A 19,123-nucleotide genomic window follows, 5' to 3' on the forward strand; every position below is an offset into this window, starting at 1 on the left:
TTCAGTCCAGGCCGCCGAGCCGACGGAGGTCCGCAAGGATCGCAGGGGCCTTCTGTATGAGGGAAATATGCCCTTCTCCCTCGACCAGATGAGACTGCGTCCCAGCGACGTTCGCGGCCAGCCACTCCGCGTGCGCAAACGGCACCATCGTGTCCAGACTGCCTTGCCATACCGCGACCGGCACTCGAATCTCTTTCAGGTCGAATCCCCAGGGACGCGTATGGGTCAGGTCGTCGTCGCGCCATCCGACGATGCCCTGACGGCCGGCCGCGTTGACAGAGGAGGCGAGGTACTCGGCCAGCTCATCGGTCAACGCGGCGCGGTCCACAGGCGGTGCCAGCGCACCCAATCCCTCCGCAACCTGATTCGCGGTGACGCCGAAGAACCCTTTGCGGATATCCAGGAACGCCTCCAGCGCGTCGACTCCGTCGAACACCGCCGTGTACTCCTCGACATTCTCTTCTGCCATGCCGTCCCGGATGTCGCCGTCGTACTGATCGGCCGGAGCGATGCCGACGCAGCAGGCGGCCGCCAGGCACCGGTCGGGCAGCAGCGCTGCGCACGCCAGCGCGCGCGGACCACCGCCGGACCACCCGATCGTCAGGAAGTCGCCGACTCCGAGGTGGTCGAGCACGGTCGCGGTGTCTGCCGCGTCGTCGGCCACCTGCGCCCTTGTGGCCCCGTCCGGGCGCGGCGAGGAGGCACCGTATCCGGGGCGCGAGTAGGAGATGGTTCGGAGCCCGTTCTCCGCCGCGGCGCGCTCCAGGGTCGGGAACGGAACCGCGCCCTGCGGAGTGCCGTGATGGTAGACGAGCGGGAACCCGTCCTCCGGCCCCGCTTGGAGCACCTCGAGGCTGCGGCCGTCGGCGGCCTGGACGATGACAGACATGGTGTCTCCCTTTCGCTACTGCGCCGGTCAGCCAAGCCTTCTGCTTCGTGAGAACCGGTCAAGGGAGAGTGTTCACCACAGCCGAGTCGTTCGCAGTCAATAACCATCACGTCGTATCAATCAGGGACGGCCGACTGCGCAAAATTGGAACTCGAACGTTCTGCAATACAACAGATGACGGCGAGCACTGTTGCGCCACCATTTCGACGACGAAGCGGCTCTGCGGCTTCTGCTACTTCGGCCCCTGGGACTGGAGGTCGGCGGCGTTGACTTCGTCAGCGGCTTCCGTCGCAGCGAAGAACTTGCCGAAGACCACCTTCATCTCCTTGACGACGTCGATATGGCTCTGGAGGACGTCGAACATGTTGTTCTCTCCGCCCACGGCTTTCTTGGCGAAAATGTCTTGAAGTTGTAAGCCTGAATCGAAATCACCCCAACCCCGGGTGTTGGCCAGCTCCCGTGCATTTCGCTGATGATCTAGCAACTTCTTGATGTAATCGTCACACGCCGCGCTGCAAGCCCGCGCCGCCTCGGGGTTGAGGTACAGCTGTCCTTGATCGGCGGCCACGGCGAGCGCCTGCCAGTATGTCGCCGGTTCACCTGGTTTACCCATCGCGACCTCCTACTTGGGTGCGGCCGGAACCGCACTTTCCAGATCATTGACGTGTTCGAGCCCTATCTCGCACGCGTCCGCGCCATCGTCTTCTTGGTAGAGCACTGTGAACACCACGACTCCCCGAGGCACGTCGAGCGCGATGTTGCAATCCCTGATTGCGGCACCGAACTCGGTCTTGTACAAATACGCGTCACGCCCACCCACCACAAGATCGCGACCCTCGCGATTGGCGGGTTTCGCACGAGCCTCGGCGATCGTGTGATCGATAGACGACTTGACACTCAGCGCGTAGGCCTCGCTGCCACCTGGCAGCAGGAACTCGCATCTCGCCCAGTCGTCGACGACTATTCCCTTACCCCAGCCCTCGTCCTTGGTCGCAGGATCGAGACCTGTCGCCTGAATTGCCTCGTCGGGGATGCTGCACGGATCCCAGCGCTCAGCCGCGACCGGACTCCCGTCGACCCCGTCACTGCATCCTGTAAGCATCGTCGCCACAGCGACAAGCGTCGCCACCCGTTTACGCATCGGACCCCCTCGATCACGTCGATCAATAGGTTAGACGCCGACGAACGTCCGCCGGTTCCTTTGGATTTTGTGGGGGCGCAAATGGTGCTAAGAGCACGGTCTCCATCGCGCCCGACGACGGCAAATTCTTGACTGGCACTAAGCCCGCTATGCATCCAATTGCAGGCATAGAAGTCAGTTCACCCCGACTGGACACCCTCTTGACGACTTATGCTTTGAATAACAAGCATAAGAGCTTTCAGTGACGACTTGGCACAGTAGGGTCGGATATGCATGCTAACGCAAGCACAAGGGGTAGATGATGGCCGAGCCTCGAAGAAGAACCCGGAAGCGCTCCAGCGGTCTGGCCGACGCCTTCGTCGCGCGCCGACACCAATTGCGGCTGACACAAGCAGAGCTAGCACTACTCGCTTGCGTGGGTCGCTCGACGGTCCAAGCCCTCGAAGGCGGAAAGGACTCGGTGCAACTCGACGGTGCGGTGGCTGTCGCGGACGCACTGGGTTGCGAGATCTCTCTAACGACACGCGCGGGAATGACTGTGCCACCGCTGGATTCGCCATGATTCTCACTTCCGAATTGCGCCTCGTCGACGCAGCCGACGTATACAAGGGCGACCTGGTCGCCGGCACCCTGACACGTCGCGGCAACGATGTCGTCTTCAGTTACAGCGATGAGTACCTCGCGCTCCCCGCTGCACCCGACCTCGCATGGTCGATACCCAAGTCGACATCCGAAACGTCGGCATCAGGAGGCAGCGTCCCGCCCTTCTTCGCGGGCCTACTACCCGAAGGCGTTCGTTTGACCGGGGTGGTGACGGCAACCAAGACCTCGGAGGACGATCACTTCACACTCTTGCTTGCAGTCGGCGCGGACACGATCGGAGATGTTCGCGTGGTTCCCCGAGACGAACTCCCGTCATCGATGTCGCCTGCATTCGATGCGAGGAGCCCGGTTCCCGATCTTCATCGACTGTTCGACTCCCTGTCCACCGGTGAGTCCGTGGATCAGGATGCGGCCGCCCTGCCGGGTGTGCAAGGAAAGGTGTCGGCGCAGCTGTATTCGACCCCGGTTTCGACGACGGCGGGTCCGGCCATTCTGAAACTTGCGCCACCCACGCGTCTTCCGCTTCTGGTCGAAAACGAGAGCTACTTCATGGATCTCGCACGTCGATGCGGAATTGAAGTACCCCATCACCGCATCATCGTCGATAACAATGGAGTCAGCGGTTTGCTGGTCGCCCGTTTCGACCGCAGCGGTGCAGTTCGGCTGGCGCAGGAAGACGCGTGCCAGGTGTCTGGCAAGTATCCCGCATCGAAGTACCGAATGGAGACCGAGTCGGTGATTGCGCTGCTCGCCGACACTGTCGAACGGAGAGGAGGATCGGCTCGTCAAGCAACCGCCGAACTGCTGCGGTTGACGGCATATTCGTATGCGATCGGCAACAGTGACCTGCATGGCAAGAACTATTCGATACACCAGAACGGTCGCGGAATGTGGTCGGTAACACCTGCATACGACCTACTGTGCACGCAGCCGTACGCATCCTGGAACGACCCCATGGCCCTGAACTTCTATGGGCGCGCGAATCGATGGACTCGGGAGCATTTTGTCGAGTCAGCCACTCGGCTGGGCATGCCGGAACGGGCAACGCGAAAACTGCTCGACGACGTGTGCCGGGGAGTGCGAGACGGGATCGATGGCATACATGAGGTCGGATTCGACGAGAAGTCGACGCGGCGGTTGAGACAGATGTTGGATGATCGGTGCGCGGAGTTGTCGTGAAACGTGCTGGTGTGTTTTCGGGCTATTTCGGCCCCTGAGACTTCAGGTCAGTGGCGTTGGTGTCGTCAGCGGCCTCGGTTGCGGCGAAGAATTTACCGAAAACGACCTTCATCTCTTCGACGACGTCGATGTGGCTTTGCAATACGTCGACCATGTTGTTCTTACCGCCGACTGCCTTTTCTGCGAATATCTTCCTCAACGCTTGGCCGGACGCGAAATCGCCATACCCGTCGATCTCTGCCAGACCCACCGCTTTGGCCTTCGAGTCCCGCAGGTTCGAAATATAGGCGTCGCACGCGCTGCTACAGGCCGCCGCGGCCTCCGGATTCAAATACAGGTGCCCTTGGTCTGCGGCAACGGCAAGTGCCTGCCAGTATGTCAACGGAACTTCTGGATCTGCCATCGACGTCTCCTCTACTTCGCATTCGGTAGCGCGTCTTGCAATTCGTTCGTGTGCTGAATGACCAACTCACACAGGCGATCCCCATCAAGGTCAGCCATATCGATTACTGAAAAGACTATGACTCCTGGACGCATACCCACCGCAACATTGCAGGTTCGGCCGAACCTGCCAACACTCGTCTTGTACTGGTAAGTGTCGCGCTCACCTACTTGAACATCGCGTCCCTCGAGGTTGGACGAGTTCTCACGGACCTCGTCGATCGTTCGAGTCGACGATGACTTGACCGTGAGGTAGTACGCCGCAGCTTTGTACGTGCACAGGGCCCAGTCGTCGACCTCGATCCCCTCACCCCAGCCCTCGTCCTTGGTTGCAGGATCGAGGCCCGTCGCGGCGATTGCCTCATCCGGGATGCTGCACGGATCCCAACGCTCAGCCGCGACCGGACTCCCCTCGACTCCACCGCCGCACCCTGCAAGCATCGTCGCCACAGCGACAAGCGTCGCCACCCGTTTGCGCATCCGACCCCCTCGATCACGTCGATCAATAGGTTAGACGCCGACGGACGCCAGTTGGTTCCGTTGGACCGACGAGACCTGGCCCAGTTCGCCCGCCACGGATGGACTGGTTCAGGTCGAATCGCTTCCTCAATGCCCGGTGAGCGAGTTCATGAGCAGGCTGGTCTGCGTATCCCGGACGCCAGGAATGGCGCGTATCCGCTCCAGGGCCGCATCGAATTCCGCCATCGACGGCGCCCTGAGCTGCACCACCAGATCCCATGCCCCGAGGGTGGAATGCAGCCGTTCTACCTCCGGGAATCCCCGCACCGCACGGACGATGTCCTGGCCCGCCTGCGGATCACTGAGCACGAGCGTGATCGCACGAATTGCATCACGGTCGATCTCGTCGCTGAGCCGGATCGTGAACGATTCGATCACCCCCGACCGCGTCAACGCATCGATCCGCGTTGTCACCGTCGACCGGTTGACTCCAAGCTCGCGGGCAAGCACAGCCACCGGCGTTCTGGCCTGAGCCCTCAGGAGTGAAAGAAGGCGCCTGTCGAGATCATCGATCATGCAGAAAGCCTAACTGGACACATCAATCTGCTCGAAATGGCAGCACATTGCCGACACCACGTCGATTGCAGGACCACATCGCTGCTATCTACGGTTGAGTCGATCCCAATCCGCATTCGTTCGAGGAGACCCCGTGACCGTCGCACTAACGCACTTTGCCGGACGAGTCGGCGACTACAACGACCGTGCAATGGCCGCGACCCCGCTACTCGCGAAAGTGCTCGAGAAGCGACTGTCGGTCAGCGCCACAGTGATCGGCCAGCGAGCGTCACGGCACCCCACAACGTGGGACGAGGAACTACGCCTCGCCGCTCCAGAGCTTCGGACGATGGCAGAGCACTACGACGATCTGCTCAGCAGGGGCGCAACACCGGTCACCGCCCTCAGCCGTTGCGCTGTCGCTCTAGCGACTGTGCCTGTGGTTGCGAAGCACCGGCCGGATGCGGTCGTAGTCTGGTTCGACGCACATGCAGATCTCAATACACCGCTGATGACGGAGACCGGCTATCTCGGCGGCCTCGCATTGTCCGGGCCTCTGGGGATGTGGGACTCGGGGCTCGGAGCAGGGCTCGCGAACTCCAACGCGATTCTCGTCGGGACAAGAGATCTCGACGCGGCCGAGCAAGAGCTCGTCGATAGCGGATCCGTCGCCCTAGTCCCAGTCGGGTCGAATATGACAGAGGAGCTCCGGCGCGTGGTCGCCGGCAGACCCGTCTACGTCCACATCGACTGTGACGTACTGGATCCGGGAACAGTGCCGACCGACTATCAGGTGCCATTCGGAATGACGCTTGCGCAGTTGAATGCGTGCGCCGCAGTGCTCGCACACAGCGAGGTAGTCGGAGTCGAAATCGCTGAACTCGAAGTCGACGACGCGGATCCCCACTCGTACAGGCCAGCTCGGAAGATCGTCGACGCTCTAGAGCCGTTACTTCTGGCGCACGGTTGACCGGCCCGTCAGTCACCCGTGCGCGTCGCAGTGACCGTCCACGCGACCTCACCGGGGCAATCGCCGCTGTAGATTTTTCGCACTTCACCTGTCAGAGCTTGCGCCGGTGTGGCACCAGGATCGTCGTTCGTGAATGACGCACGAATCGTGGTCTGCTGCTCACCAGTCCCGTTCGCACATGCGGCTGACGCGTACGTTGCGTCCGACGACCACGCTCCCCCGGACCATTCGAGCATCGGCAACACGTCGGATTCGGCGTCGAACAACGAAACACATTGCTCGCCCGTTCGGGTGCATGAGCTCGTGTATCTCCCGGTCTCGTTCAGTGCCGCGACAGACAACCCATCGGTCGCCGACAACGGCGCGAAAGCAAAGTCATACGTACCGGACAGCGCGGAACCTGCGGCTTCGACGAGCCCCGGCACCCCATCTGGTGGCGGGACGTTCATCGCGGGATCGAGCGGCCCAGTGCGCGTGAATGTGTAGGTGATGGCGTAGTCATTCGCGCACGGCGGCCCGGCGTGCGTCGTTCCGATCCCCGCTATCAGCGACCCGTCCTCGACTCCGTCCGGTTGCTCGAATGCAGCCACCTGCCATTGCGGCGCCTGGAGAGCTACTCCGTCGAGTGTGGTGCAGGTTCCCGCGGACGGCAGGTTGTAGATCCACTGACCGTCGACGTAATCCAAGACCAGCGGCTGTGGTGCGGGCGCCGGAACAACGTTGGGGTACGCGAGCAGAGCCGAGGCCACGCACGGTCCGGAATCGTTGGCGCAGAATGACTTCACGGACAACGTTGTTGTCCGATACTCGGGTGGCGTCGGCGGGACGTCCGGACGGTCCTCTGGAACCTGAACGGCGTCGTACGTTCCGTCGAAGACCAAACCCGGGTTCGAGGCAGGAGCAGCACTCGACGATTGGGCATCATCTCCCGTCGAGCCGGTCAAATCATTGCTCGAACAACCGACGGCCATGACGACGGCGGCTGCCGCGACGACAATACGAAAACCTGGGCTGACACCCATGGCAACCGGTCCTCAGAGGTGGTCCCCGCTCCGATACGGAGAGTGGAGGTCAATATGGCACAGATCTTCAGGCGAGTCAGTGGGAATGGGAACCTCAGTGGGTCCAGATGCACGCGGAGGACAGCGCACACCGCCTACACAACGTCGACCGGATGTCAGCTACGCCACTGACCTGTCTCGCTGGCAACTCCATTCTCGGTCGCCCAGCGTGCGCAGCGGCGGTCGGTCCGTCGAGGACGCGTTTACAAAACCCAGACCGTCAGGTTAGGTTTGCCTACCTACAGCTACGAAGGTGGAGAACGCGGTGCGGAAAAGTTCGAAGATGTTCGGTGTACTGCTGGTCGGCATGATGCTAACGGCGGGATGCTCGGGTGCGGATGCAGGTTCATCGGACACCTCTGAAGCGACGGGTGCTTTCCCCGTCACCATCGAGCACGTATTCGGCAGCACCACCGTGCCGGAGAAGCCCGAACGAATCGTCGCCCTGGGCGTTTCCGACGCCGATGTCGTCTTGGCGCTCGGGCAGGTTCCCGTCGGCAACACCGGATTCGCCTTCTACGAGACAGGATTAGGGCCGTGGGCCGAAGGACTGGTCGGCGACGCCGAACTCACCCGCATCCAGTCAGATTCCGAGCCGAATCTCGAGCAGATCGCCGGCCTGGCCCCTGATCTGATCCTCGGGCTCGCCGCGGGGTTCGACGAGCAGATGTACGGCAAGCTCAGCGAAATCGCGCCCACTATTGCCCGGCCGCAAGGAACTGCTGCCTACGCGGTCCCCCGCGCCCAAGCGACGGACACTATCGCTACCGCCCTCGGTGTCCCTGAACAAGGTGCGGAACTCAACGCACAGACCGACCGGCTGATCGCGGACACCGTCGCGAAATACCCCGAGTTCGCGGGTAAGACGGGCGTCGCCGTGATGTCCTACGACGGCGTCTACGCCGGATTCCTCCCTGGAGATGGCCGCGGGCAGTTCCTGACCGGGCTGGGCTTCACGATCCCCGATGAGGTCACCAGCCGGGATACCAGTGACACCTTCTACGTGGAAGTGTCGGCGGAGAACGTGAACCTGCTCGATGCCGACGTCATGCTCGTGCTCGGCCCGAACGAGAACTTCGACATCGTCGCCGAGAACCCGGCTTTCGCGAACACCAAGGCTGGGCGCGACGGAGCAATCGTTCCCGCGACTATCGATCAGCGCGGTGCAATCACCTACAACTCGGTCCTGTCGATCCCCTACGCGATCGACAATCTCGCGCCGAGAATCGCAGACGCGCTCGGGTAGACCTGGTTGTTCAGCGGCCTGGCTTCTGGTCACACGGGTCGATCGATCACGGAGCTGGGCTCGCCAGCCATCCGGCCCAAACAACGTCTCGGCGTGTCCGATGTGGTAGCCGACGGTCGAGATCTGGCACCCCGTCCCCGCACTGGAACCAGTCGGTCGCCTGGCCGGCCGCCGAGCTCCACCTCAGTCGGTTGACCGAAGCTCAGCCTCTACGAAATTCGACCGACGCGGTGTATCCCTGCGCATCGGTTGCGTATATCGAGTTCTCGGTGAGGGTCATGAGCCACGTGTTGCTACTGCAGCTACCCGATCGCACGGTAGCTCGCACGACGACTACTGCGCCGCTTCGGCTTTCCTCGGTCCAGTCTGCGTTGCACGGTCGGCCCGGGATGTCGATGTTTGCGCGCAGTGGGTTCGCCTGGCTGATGTTGAGTACCGCCGGATAGGTCCCATCGGAGACGGTCCACGTCCCATACCAACCGCCGACGACGCGGTCATCTGCCGGTGGACCAGCGGGCAACGGAACGGAAGGGAACCCCGGGACCGTGCCCGGCGCGTCGGCAGATCCGAGTAGCGGAGCAACGGAGTTCAGCACGCCACCTGCGCTACCTGACACAATGCCACCGATATCGGGGATGGGCAGTTCGACTGCGCCAGAACCCAGATCGACGATCGGTCCAGCGTGCGCCGTCGCGCCTACGGACATAAACAGGGTCGCTGCGCCGGTCAACGCAAGCAGCGACGATGTGAGTTTCCTGCGCATTGGGGCATCTCCAGATAATTTATCGACGTTCGGTGGGTTCAATATACGAACCCACAGCCGCGCTGTCTGTCCGCTGTTCGGTGGTCCGCTATTCGACTGTCAGTCGTTCAACTGAGTGCACCGTCTACTTGACACCGCGTTCGTGGGCCCAGATCATCTGCCCTCTACATTGCCTGGATCCAGTCAGCCGGCTGCGGTCTGGTCCCTCCACACGGCAACGGCAACTTCTCCAACGTCCTAGTGCTCGACGACGGCACCATGCGCCTCGTCGACTGGGATGTCGCAGCACTGATGGACCTGCTGCAGGACCTCGGTGCGTAGTTGGCGAAGATCCGCCCGTTCGACTCGGATGCGCGTGAGGTGTTCCAGATAGCGTGGGGGGTCGTTCGATACTGCACTGTTCGATCGGACGCGGATTTATGGCATTGCGGACTCGATGCGCCGGGCGTTGGTCAGATCGTATTGTGATGCAGTGAAGCCGGGGGGCGCACGAGTATTCGAAGTTTCCCGGTTGGCAGTTCCCTCGGGCACGCGCTGGTTTGCGCGACCCGCATTTCGACGACCGAGTACGGAACCTCTGAGGTGACCATGAACGACATAGCAGTCGGATCTGCCCGCACCGAGCCCAACTGTCAGGTCGAGAAGGCTCTCGCTGCCGCCACCGAGTGGGCGGGGCTGAGCGTCACCTACTTCCCAGTCACCGGCGGGCTGACGAACAGCAACTGGCCCATCACTGTCGAAGGCAAGTCCAAGCGCTACTTCATGGAGCTCCCGGGCGCTGGAACAGATTCGTTCATCGACCGCGCTTTGGCCAACGAAGCAGCTCGCCGTGCCGGCGCGTTGGGGATCGGGCCGGAGGTGGTGCTGTTAGATCCGATCACCGGTGTCGAGGTCATCGAGCTCTTGGAGGGCTATCGGGCGTGCACGAACGGTGACCTGAAGCGTCCGGAGATTCCGCTGGGGATGATCGATGTGTATCGGACGCTGCATTCGGGCAGCAAGCTGAGCGTCACGAAGACAATATTCGAAATAATCGACGAGCACCTCGAACAGGTTGCCGAGTTGGGTGTGCGGCTGCCGCGTGACGCGGAGTGATCCTGACCGAGTACCGGCAGGTGAAGCAAGCGATGTTAGCGTCGGGTTTGGATCTGGTTGCGTGTCATAACGACCCGATGCCCGGCAACATCCTCATCGGCGACGGATTGCCGATGAAGTTGGTGGACTACGAGTTCGCGTCGAACAACGATCGGGCTTACGAGCTGGCCGTCATAGTCACCGAAATGTGCTACGGCGAACAGCAGATCATGGAACTGATCGAGGAGTTCTTCGGTCGCGCGGAGTGGTCCATGGTGTCGCGAGTCCAGGTGTGCAGCTTCCTTGCGGAGGTCAAATGGGGACTGTGGGGCTGTGTGAACCACAAACTCAGCGGAGCGTGAGACTTCGACTACCACAAGTATTGGTCGTGGAAGCTGGCGCGGGCGAGGATCATGATGTCGATCCGAGATGGGCGACTTTGGGGCGAGGGGGTGTAACGAACCGGATCGCGAACATGCGTTCAGAGGAAGACGCCCACAGCGGACCACCCGGAATGCGGCAGAAAGAACTACGACCGTCCCCTCCCAAAGGGCAGGTCGAAGGTTCTAATCCTTTCGAGGGCACCACGTCTCACCTGGTAGGGCGCCAGCACACGCACCGCCAAAGCGGTCATCAACTTCCAGCCCGGCCCCACCCCGGCCGCCGGGCGTGTCAGCATGTTCTGTCAGTACCACTCGGTATGATGAAGCATCCATAACCGAGAGGCACCCGAAGGTGAAGATCTTCATCAGCTGGTCAAAGTCATCCAGTCACGCTGTCGCGTTGGCATTGAAAGAATGGCTCGAGATAGTCATACAAGAGGTCGTTCCCTTTGTGTCCTCCGAGGACATCGCAAAGGGGTCGCGAGGTCGAAATACGATCACTAAAGAGTTGGAAGGGACGGGCGAAGGCATCGTTTGCATAACCCGTGCCAACTTACGTGAGCCCTGGCTCAACTTCGAGGCTGGCGCTTTGTCCAAGCAGGCAGGCGAGGCTTCTGTCCGCACGATTCTGCTCGATCTCCCGCCACAGGACATAGAAGGCCCGCTGGCGGATTTTCAACATACCGAGATCCACGACAAACAAGACGTACTGAAGTTTCTCAGCTCGATTAATGACCACTGCACGAGACCCCTCCAGCAGTCGGTTTTGGAGAAAGTATTCGAGAACAACTGGGCAGATCTTGAAGCCAAAATAACGATAATCAAGAATGAAATAGAAATCGATAAAGACGCCCATCCCGATGAGCTGGACTCTGAACAGTCTCGTACAGTTCCAGATCTGGTCGGCGAAATACTAGAGCGCGTTCGCGGCATTGAAAGGAGCATCAGGCTTACGAGCCCCGAACCTAACCCGAGCAGCCAGATGACGAACTTACATGCAATGAAGCGCGAATCCGAAGAACTTCGAAATAACGCTATCCGGCACGGTTTGCTGCCCACTGAGGGCGTTGTGAGCGAAGCATCAGTCGGATCCGAATCGGGAGACGTAGACCCCGAGGTTGCTGCGAAGCTTCAGGCGCGGGTGAGGATGCTGTTGGAGCAAGCAGGCGGGAGGGTACGCCACCAAGCACTGGGGATCGGTACGGTTGTAGGCCAACGGCCAAACGATGCCCGACGTGTGGTTGTCAAATTCGACAAAGATCCCGAAAAGAACGTCGCAGTCGACGTGGTACAACTCAGGCCGTTCCGCGGCACGACCGAAACGCAAAGGGAATAAAAAATGTCCGATATCGAAGTTGAGAAGCCTTCGGAGCTGAGCGCTGAAACTGGCGATAGCGAATTCAGTGGTCCCGATCCAGTCCGCTCGGAGGACATTTTCAGCCGCCCCGACGCCGTACTACAAGATCTCGTCGACTACGCCCACATAATCGGAATTGGTGTCACGCTTTACCTCCCGTGGGGAGCCGCCAGCGGCAACATCATCGGCGGCGCAGAATACTTTGAGAAGATGGCCGAAGGCATTCGCGAAAGCGGTGCGAAAGAGTCCGCAGATAAGGGGCAAGTCGCCGACCTTTATGCAAAAACATTTGATCGTTGGGCGACCGCACTACAACCGCCGAGCGAGGACGACGAAACGTACGACCCCTACCTCAGCCGGTTCATACATCTGAAGGACGTCACCTGTTCTATCCCCGGCCCAATATCTCCAATACGACACGAATACCTGCGAGTCCAACTCTCGCATGTGACGGCGTGGTCTAGTGGAGTGATCCAATACCCGAGGTAGTCGCGGCGCCTTTCTAGCCCGACCGTCGACCAAACAGCGACACCAGGTTGGACGGATCCGCGGCGGCCGTGCGCGGATCCGGTTGCTGTTGTGGCGGTTCCGCGCGATGGCGGGTGAGAGGGGCTTGCCTCCCGCCCTCGTTTGGAAATGCTATTTCGTCGTTCAAGGAGCAGCGCGAGTGAGTTAGCATGCGGCTCCGGTTGCACTGGTTTGGCGTCGCCTTGGAGTGCTGTCATACAAGCCGCAGCCGCCGCATCGATACGGTCGTTCTTTCGTCGTCCCCCTCAGCAGATTGACGCACTCGCGCCGTAGCTGAGGGAGGCACATCCACGACGACTTCACCGAGTGCACGCAACCAGAGAGCAAGGTGGTGTCAGAGTCCGCCGGCCTCCCAGCCTTCGTCTATCCACTTCCTGATGGCGCGACTCCGTGCCGCGGACCGCGCGAACGGTCTTTGTTTCGTACGAGACTTCGGTGTCGGTTGCCAGTGTCCCCTGAGCTTCCGGAATTCAAACCGGAACATGACCGGACTCCCAGGTGTGCGGGCGACCCACAACGCCCGCCCGGCGCGGGGTGCGCAAGCTCGGACCGCACCCCGGCCGGCGAAGCGAGCCGCTGGGCGCGCCGCGGTGATCGTCGCGTGGCAGTCTGGCCACGCAAACGGCTTTCTCAGCTCTAGAGCGGGACATGACGGTGCAAAGCGCAGCTTTCAGCGCGTCATGCCCCGATAGATTCCCAGAAACACGACACAATGGGCGAATGCACATCGTGAGAGTCGCCCTCGGCGCCATCGCCCGGAGAGGCGCGAGTGTCATTGCGCCCAGTTTGGCAACACTTACGGGGCCGGTCGAGCAAGATTTCCTTGGTCGGCATATCGACAAGGTACGGTCCAAAAACCAAGCCCGCAGCTTTTTCGACGCCGGTTCTACCGTGCCAGCATTACTCGCAGGCTTGCTTGCCGGTGACGACCTAAGGTTCGTGGCAGACGCATATGCACTCCAAAAACTGCTCACGTCGACGATGAGCAGATCAAGCAACGCCAGCGACTGCGTCACAGCACTGGTCCAGGCGCAGGACCAGCCAGGGCAACCGAACCACATCACAATGCTCAAACTCGACGCGAACGTTGAAGCGGCGCGCCGCGACATCTTCAACGGCGCCATCAGTCTTACGGTGCTGTCCGATCTCCTGCCCACACCACGCGACCTGCAGAAAGCGCTGTCCTGGCCGGATCCGCGGCCGGACAGCGACGTCTTAATGGTTGACACGAACGCCGCGAACGCGCAGTACTTTGAGAACGCTTACGACGTTCGGGTGAGTCCTAAGTCGGCCGAGGCCGAGGGCGGAGTTAGAGCGGCAATCATCGAGAACGTCCCGCAAAACCAGCTTTCGCAGGCACTGCAGGAGGCTTCCGCGCTGGATGGGCCGGCCGACAAGGTACTTAAAACTCTTTCCGGAAAGTACCCATCGCTTGCACCGTCCGCGCAGAGTATCGGGGCAGCGAACCGGCCGGCTGGCGTCGTCCGTCTTAACAAAATCTCCGCGCAGCCCGTTGTGTGGCGGGCTGACGGTGTCGAACTCAGGGTCCCCGCCCACCGAGCCGCGGACGTCACCGTGACCCCGGACGGGAACGGCTTCGTACTAAGCATTCGCGTTGACACACCACCCCAAGCGGGAACATAGAGGGCAGTGTCGGTGGCCGCACCTACGCTTCTGGGTATGACGAGCGAGGATCTGACACTTGATTTAGCACAACTTTCGCGCCTTGGGGGCGAGGTCGTCCGCTTGAAAGAGCGAGGGTGGACGGTCACAGACGGTGTTAGAAGCATAAAGGTGGCGATGGCCTCGGTCCACGATCCGATTGCAGCCCTCGAACAACTGACGACGCTACTCGAAGCTGCCCTGAACGTGGAAGCCGTCGGACTGCGCGCTGGGTCACAATTCACGATACGGCTCGTGAACGGGATTCCCGAGATTGTCGACTTCCCGACCGCAGATCCACGCGAGCTTTTCGACGAGCAAGCGGATCAAGCTTTGGCGCTGGAAGCATTAGATGGAAGCGCCGATGCCGCCCTGCGGTTGCCGATGGACTGGAACATTTCCGGGACGTTTGCCCTTGCAAAGGCGATCGACCCACCTTTCGACGCCACTGTGACGGTCTCGCTGCACTCCGCGACCATCACAGACTACATACTTGACATAGATTCTCTCCACATCCGGCAACTACTGCCCGACGAGCGATACAGGGTGTTCGTCGCACTCGACACGCCTGACACTGTTCAATGTGGCCTGTTGGTTCTTGTCGGCATGCCGGGCCGCCCGCACCCTTTGCTGGTCGAGTTGGAGCCTGTCAAACTGTTGGATGGCGAAGTCCACCACGAGCACTTTCCACCTGCCGGTGCCCTGCTCAGCAATGCGTACGCGCACGTTCCTCAAGCGTGGTCGAACGCGACCGTTCATCTTAATGCTCTTATGACACAACAGATTTGGCGCTCTCTTGCCTCGAAGGAGCAGCGTGGGAGCGAAGGTATTGCCTTGACCTTCGCCGGCTACAAGAACTCCTCTTTTCCCCTGCTCGTTCAACCCTGGACGCAGTGTCAGGTGAAAGAAGCGCTGGCGCTGAGAGACTGGGCGTTACACGACCTTAGCCCAGACCGCCTGCTGGCGGTGCGCCAGATCGCAAGTCTGTACGACGACACATCGACGCCTTTTGCACACGCTGCCGACATCCAGGCAAGCGCCGAGATGGTTTACGTAGGTTTGCGAAGCGAAGCGGTCGCTGAGGCCGTCAAAGGTGCGCGAGAAGCACACGCACAAGCGCAGGAAGCAGCACGCCAAACCGTTAAAAACGCCACCGAAATGCTTAAAGGCGCGAGCGAGCGCTCCTTGGCTGCCCTTATCGCAGTGGGGGCCGTGCTGATGGCGAACGCAGGTAGGGTCCTTCCCGACGATATCAGTCGGCTTCTCATAGTGCTTGTAGCGCTCTTCCTGTGCGTCTTGGCAATCGCCTCAACAGCGCTCGAAGGACCGCTTCTAGCACTACCCGCGGAGAAGCTCAAAGACGATTTGGACCACCAGGGAGGTTTGTTGACCAGCGAACAACGAGCGGCGATCAACCTCTTACCAAGCCTAGTCTCAGCACGAAAACGGATCGTGACTATGCGATGGGCAGTTCCGATCGCTTACTTCATCTTTGCGACCCTTCTACTGATCTTTGGTAGCCCCGGGCAGTTCAAATAGCCCTGACGGACCATGGACCGATGAGCAGTCCCGGGAGCCGGTCGGCATGCGGCTGCGAGATCGACTGAAATCAATCAAACCGCGGCTCTAGAACGCGGTGGTCCGACCATCGGGGACCTGTCACCCCCGTCCACGCCCACTTCACCATTCTGCGACTAGGACTGCACAAGTTCATTCGTTGCAGTTCCAGTCTCCTGGCTTGTGCAGTTCGCGCCGGCCAGGTTACGTCTGACCGTGAGGATTCTGACGCTAGCTGTGTTGCATTTGCCTCGTCAGTCTCGGACGGCTCGTGCAGCATCCGCCGCCGCTCGGAAGCTGCTGCCGACGGACTCGGCTTGAATCGGAATTTCGATAACGGCTCCGCTATAAAACTCGCCGTAGGTTTGCGCGGTCACCGTCCGCTCCGCTGTCAGAGACGGCGACTTTGGATCGATCGCTTGCAGTATTAGGGTGTCGTCGTCGCTCGTTCATATCTGGTCGGGCCGGAAGCGTGGAAGATCGTTCGTCATGACGAACGTCTCGTCGTCGGAGTTCTCCCAAGAATGTGGTGCGCCCGCCAGTTGTAAGCCTCTGCCGTAATCAATCACGGGGCTACCAAGAGCTGACCTTGGGTGAACGAGCGAACCTGGAAGATCTCGGAGACGGTACCGCGATCGAGCTTCACCTCGAGCGAACCACGCACGTTGTGTATTTCCCCAGGGGAGAGCAATCATTCACCACGATCAAGAAGAAGTTCGCCGACGATTTGGCCGCTGCCAAGAAGCACTCGCCGCATGGCTTTGTGTTCGTCACCAAGACTACCCAACTGTGACCTGCGGGAATTAAGTCAGTGGGATTGCGAAACCAAGCGCCGATCGGACTTTTGAATCCGCTGCCTCACTTGTCCATTCAGATACAGCACAGTCTACCGCAGTCCACGACCACCACCGAAATACGCTGCTCGACAGCGAGATTGAGGATCCGTGCGGACTCTGGTGCCCCCAGTCGGACTCGAACCGACACTGTGCGAATTTTAAGTCCGCACAGTGTCAAAGCTCGCGCAGCGACACCGCGTTATTCGCATTTGCTGGACCGTTCGGAAGGCGATGGCCATACCGGCTCAGCACGACGGACTCGAATTTGGTTCTTCCTCAATCGAATTCGGAGTACTTCGAATGCACCCCAAAGCTCTTACTGATTGGGTATCTATCCGCGTTGTGGGCGAGCTTTGCCTCCGCGACGTCCGCTAGCCCTACACCTACCAGGCCAGCAAGACGAGCCAGATCGTCGAAGGCCGCACTGATTCGGGGTTCTATCCGTTCGAGCGAGGTATGAAGTTCGCCAGGCTCTGACCACTGCCAGAATTCCAGGATCTCCCCAACTGCCCCTACGAGTCTCGCAAGAGCCACAAACACAAGGCGCTCCGAATCGGAGGCAGTAGCTCCCTGGCCACTTTGCACCTGCCGTTCCGGCAGTGGGCAGCCCAGAACGTCGAACAGCCTCAGTAGGTACAACGTGACGTCTGCAATCTCGCCGGTCACTGACTCTAAGGAAGCCAGCCCGGCCCTGTCACCCGGGGAGGAGAGCGCGTCGGCGATCGCGGTGGAGAGCTCTCCGACCTCGCCACCTAAAGCCATGGCCAGGTTCTTTGGGGTGTGGAACTGCCCCCAGTCGCGTGCCTTCGCGAACTCTCGCTGGTCGTCCATCACCTGCTGGAGTGTGGCCATGTACAGGACGCTATAGCCGACCACGTACATCCGCCAACATGGCGCGCCACTGGCTCGTCGGTCCGACAACAGACCACCCGTTTCAGATAGCCTTCCACTGCGGCCCGACGGACTTCCGCTGCGACTCACAGCTACGGACATGCCCCCACCCGCACGACTCGATTCGTGCTGCCTTGGGGACATTTCTGTGACGTTGCTTCGTACTACCGCTGACAGAATCGTCGGCATGGCAGATCCCGCGTCGGTCAGTGAGCAATTGCTGGAACAGATGCTCTTTCGTACCGGTCGACGTGCAAGTCCTTCCGAGCAAACGTCGTGGAGCAAGAGCCTGCCGGCTTTCGCACTCGACCTCGTCGACGCTGGGTTGTCGAATGTCGAGATGCTCGTCGAGTATCAGCTCCCACTGACCTCAAGACGTGTCGACGTCGTGCTCGCCGGTACGCATCCAGTGACCGGTGCAGCTTCTTACGTCTTGGTGGAGCTGAAGCAGTGGTCGTCTGCATTCAAGTTCGAGGGCAACGAAGAGCTAGTTGATGTGCCAGGGATGCCGGGCGGACCGAAGCTACATCCAGTCGCCCAGGTTCGCGGATACTGCGAATACATGGCCGACTTCACCAAGTCGCTAGCTGACCAGCCTGACGCGTTGGCGGGCGTCGCTTACCTACACAACGCGCTCGATCCAGCGGCCGTGTCAGATCTGCGTGCTCTCCCGCCATCAACTGACGGACGGCTGTTCACCGCGTCGGATCGCGAAGACCTCCACGCGTTTCTTCGGTCACGGCTGTCAGCCACTAGTAGTAGCCACTCACCTGCAGACACGTTGATCCGATCCGCTGTCGCGCCTTCGCAGCAGCTGTTGAAGGTCGCTGCCGCCGAAGTTCGCGACCGTCCGCAGTTCCACCTGCTGGGCGAGCAGCAACTTGCCGTCGACCTCGTTCTTCACGCTGTCGAACAAGCTCGGCAAGCTGACAGCAAGCAGGTCATCATCGTGACGGGTGGGCCCGGAAGCGGCAAGAGCGTAGTCGCGCTGTCCCTCGTCGGCGAGTTGGCCCGACGTGGCCGCGCAGTGTTGCACGCCACCGGATCACGTTCCTTCACCCAGACGTTGCGAAAAGTCGCCGGTCACCGCGCTCCACGCGTCCAGAAGATGTTCAAGTACTTCAATCAGTTCATGTCGGCCGAGCGGAACAGCCTGGACGTGCTCATCCTGGATGAAGCGCACCGGATCCGCGAGACGTCCGTCGACCGCTACACCAGGGCCGAACTCCGCACTGACCGCCCACAGGTGGATGAGCTCATTGCCGCCGCCCGCGTTCCCGTCTTCCTTCTCGATGAGCATCAGATTGTGAGACCCGGCGAAATGGGTTCGCTCGAACAGATCGAGGAGTACGCGAAATCTCTTGGACTGACGTCGCGTCACGTGCGCCTCGGTGAGCAGTTTCGCTGCGGAGGAAGCGAAGAATACGTCCTGTGGACGAAGTGCCTCCTTGGTTTGACAGAAGGCGGGCCAATTGTCAATGGCCAAGTTGAAGTCCCCGCTGGTGGCCAGGTGAAAGTCCCCACCCCG

Annotated in this window: 21 protein-coding genes; 12 read left to right on the forward strand and 9 right to left on the reverse strand. The window is 60.7% G+C overall.

The window, feature by feature from the left end; genetic code table 11:
• Window position 1 precedes the first annotated feature (1 nt).
• The 3 genes from ACODSO_RS24735 to ACODSO_RS24745 all read right to left on the reverse strand — a co-directional run bounded on the left by ACODSO_RS24735 (window position 2) and on the right by ACODSO_RS24745 (window position 2,030).
• Window positions 2-889: an alpha/beta fold hydrolase gene (locus ACODSO_RS24735; RefSeq protein ID WP_489039308.1), complete on the reverse strand. Its 888-nt coding sequence runs from the start codon at window positions 887-889 to the stop codon at window positions 2-4.
• 232 nt (window positions 890-1,121) lie between these two features.
• The gene (locus ACODSO_RS24740) at window positions 1,122-1,502 is read right to left on the reverse strand and encodes a hypothetical protein (RefSeq protein WP_489039309.1); all 381 of its coding nucleotides are present in this window, start codon (window positions 1,500-1,502) and stop codon (window positions 1,122-1,124) included.
• A 9-nt stretch (window positions 1,503-1,511) separates the two neighbouring features.
• A complete protein-coding gene (locus ACODSO_RS24745; RefSeq protein WP_489039310.1) occupies window positions 1,512-2,030 on the reverse strand; it encodes a DUF3558 family protein in 519 nt (172 codons plus the stop codon).
• 301 nt (window positions 2,031-2,331) lie between these two features.
• On the opposite strand from ACODSO_RS24745, the gene ACODSO_RS24750 reads away from it, so the two are divergent.
• Both ACODSO_RS24750 and ACODSO_RS24755 read left to right on the forward strand, forming a co-directional pair.
• Window positions 2,332-2,592 carry a helix-turn-helix domain-containing protein gene (locus ACODSO_RS24750; protein ID WP_489039311.1) on the forward strand — a complete coding sequence of 87 codons (261 nt, stop codon included), beginning with the start codon at window positions 2,332-2,334 and terminating at the stop codon, window positions 2,590-2,592.
• Window positions 2,589-3,812: a type II toxin-antitoxin system HipA family toxin gene (locus ACODSO_RS24755; protein ID WP_489039312.1), complete on the forward strand. Its 1,224-nt coding sequence runs from the start codon at window positions 2,589-2,591 to the stop codon at window positions 3,810-3,812. The genes ACODSO_RS24750 and ACODSO_RS24755 overlap by 4 nt, the downstream gene beginning before the upstream one ends.
• 22 nt (window positions 3,813-3,834) lie before the next feature.
• Here ACODSO_RS24755 and ACODSO_RS24760 read toward each other — a convergent pair whose 3' ends face one another.
• The 3 genes from ACODSO_RS24760 to ACODSO_RS24770 all read right to left on the reverse strand — a co-directional run bounded on the left by ACODSO_RS24760 (window position 3,835) and on the right by ACODSO_RS24770 (window position 5,288).
• Window positions 3,835-4,215: a hypothetical protein gene (locus ACODSO_RS24760; protein ID WP_489039313.1), complete on the reverse strand. Its 381-nt coding sequence runs from the start codon at window positions 4,213-4,215 to the stop codon at window positions 3,835-3,837.
• A gap of 11 nt (window positions 4,216-4,226) precedes the next feature.
• Entirely contained in the window at window positions 4,227-4,733 is a 507-nt protein-coding gene (locus ACODSO_RS24765) for a DUF3558 family protein (RefSeq protein WP_489039314.1), read from the reverse strand.
• A 126-nt stretch (window positions 4,734-4,859) separates the two neighbouring features.
• A complete protein-coding gene (locus ACODSO_RS24770) occupies window positions 4,860-5,288 on the reverse strand; it encodes an Lrp/AsnC family transcriptional regulator (RefSeq protein WP_489039315.1) in 429 nt (142 codons plus the stop codon).
• A 133-nt stretch (window positions 5,289-5,421) separates the two neighbouring features.
• Between ACODSO_RS24770 and ACODSO_RS24775 the strand changes: the two genes are divergently transcribed.
• Window positions 5,422-6,237, forward strand: a complete 816-nt coding sequence (locus ACODSO_RS24775; RefSeq protein ID WP_489039316.1) for an arginase family protein — start codon at window positions 5,422-5,424, stop codon at window positions 6,235-6,237.
• An 8-nt stretch (window positions 6,238-6,245) separates the two neighbouring features.
• Here ACODSO_RS24775 and ACODSO_RS24780 read toward each other — a convergent pair whose 3' ends face one another.
• Window positions 6,246-7,259: a hypothetical protein gene (locus ACODSO_RS24780; protein WP_489039318.1), complete on the reverse strand. Its 1,014-nt coding sequence runs from the start codon at window positions 7,257-7,259 to the stop codon at window positions 6,246-6,248.
• Window positions 7,260-7,581: 322 nt separating this feature from the next.
• Between ACODSO_RS24780 and ACODSO_RS24785 the strand changes: the two genes are divergently transcribed.
• Window positions 7,582-8,544 carry an ABC transporter substrate-binding protein gene (locus tag ACODSO_RS24785; RefSeq protein WP_489039319.1) on the forward strand — a complete coding sequence of 321 codons (963 nt, stop codon included), beginning with the start codon at window positions 7,582-7,584 and terminating at the stop codon, window positions 8,542-8,544.
• Window positions 8,545-8,746: 202 nt separating this feature from the next.
• Here ACODSO_RS24785 and ACODSO_RS24790 read toward each other — a convergent pair whose 3' ends face one another.
• Window positions 8,747-9,307, reverse strand: a complete 561-nt coding sequence (locus ACODSO_RS24790; protein WP_489039320.1) for a hypothetical protein — start codon at window positions 9,305-9,307, stop codon at window positions 8,747-8,749.
• Window positions 9,308-9,895: 588 nt separating this feature from the next.
• On the opposite strand from ACODSO_RS24790, the gene ACODSO_RS24795 reads away from it, so the two are divergent.
• From ACODSO_RS24795 to ACODSO_RS24825, 7 genes are all read left to right on the forward strand, one after another.
• Window positions 9,896-10,402: a choline/ethanolamine kinase family protein gene (locus ACODSO_RS24795; protein ID WP_489039321.1), complete on the forward strand. Its 507-nt coding sequence runs from the start codon at window positions 9,896-9,898 to the stop codon at window positions 10,400-10,402.
• A 32-nt stretch (window positions 10,403-10,434) separates the two neighbouring features.
• Window positions 10,435-10,743 carry a phosphotransferase family protein gene (locus ACODSO_RS24800; RefSeq protein ID WP_489039332.1) on the forward strand — a complete coding sequence of 103 codons (309 nt, stop codon included), beginning with the start codon at window positions 10,435-10,437 and terminating at the stop codon, window positions 10,741-10,743.
• A 373-nt stretch (window positions 10,744-11,116) separates the two neighbouring features.
• The gene (locus ACODSO_RS24805) at window positions 11,117-12,100 is read left to right on the forward strand and encodes a hypothetical protein (RefSeq protein WP_489039322.1); all 984 of its coding nucleotides are present in this window, start codon (window positions 11,117-11,119) and stop codon (window positions 12,098-12,100) included.
• A 3-nt stretch (window positions 12,101-12,103) separates the two neighbouring features.
• Complete coding sequence (locus tag ACODSO_RS24810; RefSeq protein WP_489039323.1) at window positions 12,104-12,610, forward strand: hypothetical protein; 507 nt, start codon at window positions 12,104-12,106, stop codon at window positions 12,608-12,610.
• Window positions 12,611-13,369: 759 nt separating this feature from the next.
• Entirely contained in the window at window positions 13,370-14,293 is a 924-nt protein-coding gene (locus tag ACODSO_RS24815) for a hypothetical protein (RefSeq protein WP_489039324.1), read from the forward strand.
• Window positions 14,294-14,329: 36 nt separating this feature from the next.
• Complete coding sequence (locus ACODSO_RS24820; protein WP_489039325.1) at window positions 14,330-15,850, forward strand: hypothetical protein; 1,521 nt, start codon at window positions 14,330-14,332, stop codon at window positions 15,848-15,850.
• A gap of 607 nt (window positions 15,851-16,457) precedes the next feature.
• Window positions 16,458-16,661, forward strand: coding sequence for a hypothetical protein (locus tag ACODSO_RS24825; protein ID WP_489039326.1), 204 nt, complete (start codon window positions 16,458-16,460; stop codon window positions 16,659-16,661).
• Between the two features lie 319 nt (window positions 16,662-16,980).
• Here the strand turns inward: ACODSO_RS24825 and ACODSO_RS24830 are convergent, their stop codons facing one another.
• Window positions 16,981-17,556 (reverse strand): nucleoside triphosphate pyrophosphohydrolase family protein, encoded by a 576-nt coding sequence (locus ACODSO_RS24830; protein WP_489039327.1) that lies wholly within the window; start codon window positions 17,554-17,556, stop codon window positions 16,981-16,983.
• A 226-nt stretch (window positions 17,557-17,782) separates the two neighbouring features.
• Between ACODSO_RS24830 and ACODSO_RS24835 the strand changes: the two genes are divergently transcribed.
• The coding region (locus ACODSO_RS24835; RefSeq protein WP_489039328.1) for a DNA/RNA helicase domain-containing protein at window positions 17,783-19,123 on the forward strand (1,341 nt) is incomplete at its 3' end.

Source organism: Rhodococcus sp. FG69 (assembly GCF_057808915.1).

Excerpts from the sequence above, each read along its gene's own strand:
- ACODSO_RS24735 (WP_489039308.1), bottom strand. The coding sequence starts at position 889 with ATGTCTGTCATCGTCCAGGCCGCCGACGGCCGCAGCCTCGAGGTGCTC.
- ACODSO_RS24740 (WP_489039309.1), bottom strand. The coding sequence starts at position 1,502 with ATGGGTAAACCAGGTGAACCGGCGACATACTGGCAGGCGCTCGCCGTG.
- ACODSO_RS24745 (WP_489039310.1), bottom strand. The coding sequence starts at position 2,030 with ATGCGTAAACGGGTGGCGACGCTTGTCGCTGTGGCGACGATGCTTACA.
- ACODSO_RS24750 (WP_489039311.1), top strand. The coding sequence starts at position 2,332 with ATGGCCGAGCCTCGAAGAAGAACCCGGAAGCGCTCCAGCGGTCTGGCC.
- ACODSO_RS24755 (WP_489039312.1), top strand. The coding sequence starts at position 2,589 with ATGATTCTCACTTCCGAATTGCGCCTCGTCGACGCAGCCGACGTATAC.
- ACODSO_RS24760 (WP_489039313.1), bottom strand. The coding sequence starts at position 4,215 with ATGGCAGATCCAGAAGTTCCGTTGACATACTGGCAGGCACTTGCCGTT.
- ACODSO_RS24765 (WP_489039314.1), bottom strand. The coding sequence starts at position 4,733 with ATGCGCAAACGGGTGGCGACGCTTGTCGCTGTGGCGACGATGCTTGCA.
- ACODSO_RS24770 (WP_489039315.1), bottom strand. The coding sequence starts at position 5,288 with ATGATCGATGATCTCGACAGGCGCCTTCTTTCACTCCTGAGGGCTCAG.
- ACODSO_RS24780 (WP_489039318.1), bottom strand. The coding sequence starts at position 7,259 with ATGGGTGTCAGCCCAGGTTTTCGTATTGTCGTCGCGGCAGCCGCCGTC.
- ACODSO_RS24785 (WP_489039319.1), top strand. The coding sequence starts at position 7,582 with ATGTTCGGTGTACTGCTGGTCGGCATGATGCTAACGGCGGGATGCTCG.
- ACODSO_RS24790 (WP_489039320.1), bottom strand. The coding sequence starts at position 9,307 with ATGCGCAGGAAACTCACATCGTCGCTGCTTGCGTTGACCGGCGCAGCG.
- ACODSO_RS24795 (WP_489039321.1), top strand. The coding sequence starts at position 9,896 with ATGAACGACATAGCAGTCGGATCTGCCCGCACCGAGCCCAACTGTCAG.
- ACODSO_RS24800 (WP_489039332.1), top strand. The coding sequence starts at position 10,435 with ATGTTAGCGTCGGGTTTGGATCTGGTTGCGTGTCATAACGACCCGATG.
- ACODSO_RS24810 (WP_489039323.1), top strand. The coding sequence starts at position 12,104 with ATGTCCGATATCGAAGTTGAGAAGCCTTCGGAGCTGAGCGCTGAAACT.
- ACODSO_RS24815 (WP_489039324.1), top strand. The coding sequence starts at position 13,370 with ATGCACATCGTGAGAGTCGCCCTCGGCGCCATCGCCCGGAGAGGCGCG.
- ACODSO_RS24820 (WP_489039325.1), top strand. The coding sequence starts at position 14,330 with ATGACGAGCGAGGATCTGACACTTGATTTAGCACAACTTTCGCGCCTT.
- ACODSO_RS24830 (WP_489039327.1), bottom strand. The coding sequence starts at position 17,556 with ATGGCCACACTCCAGCAGGTGATGGACGACCAGCGAGAGTTCGCGAAG.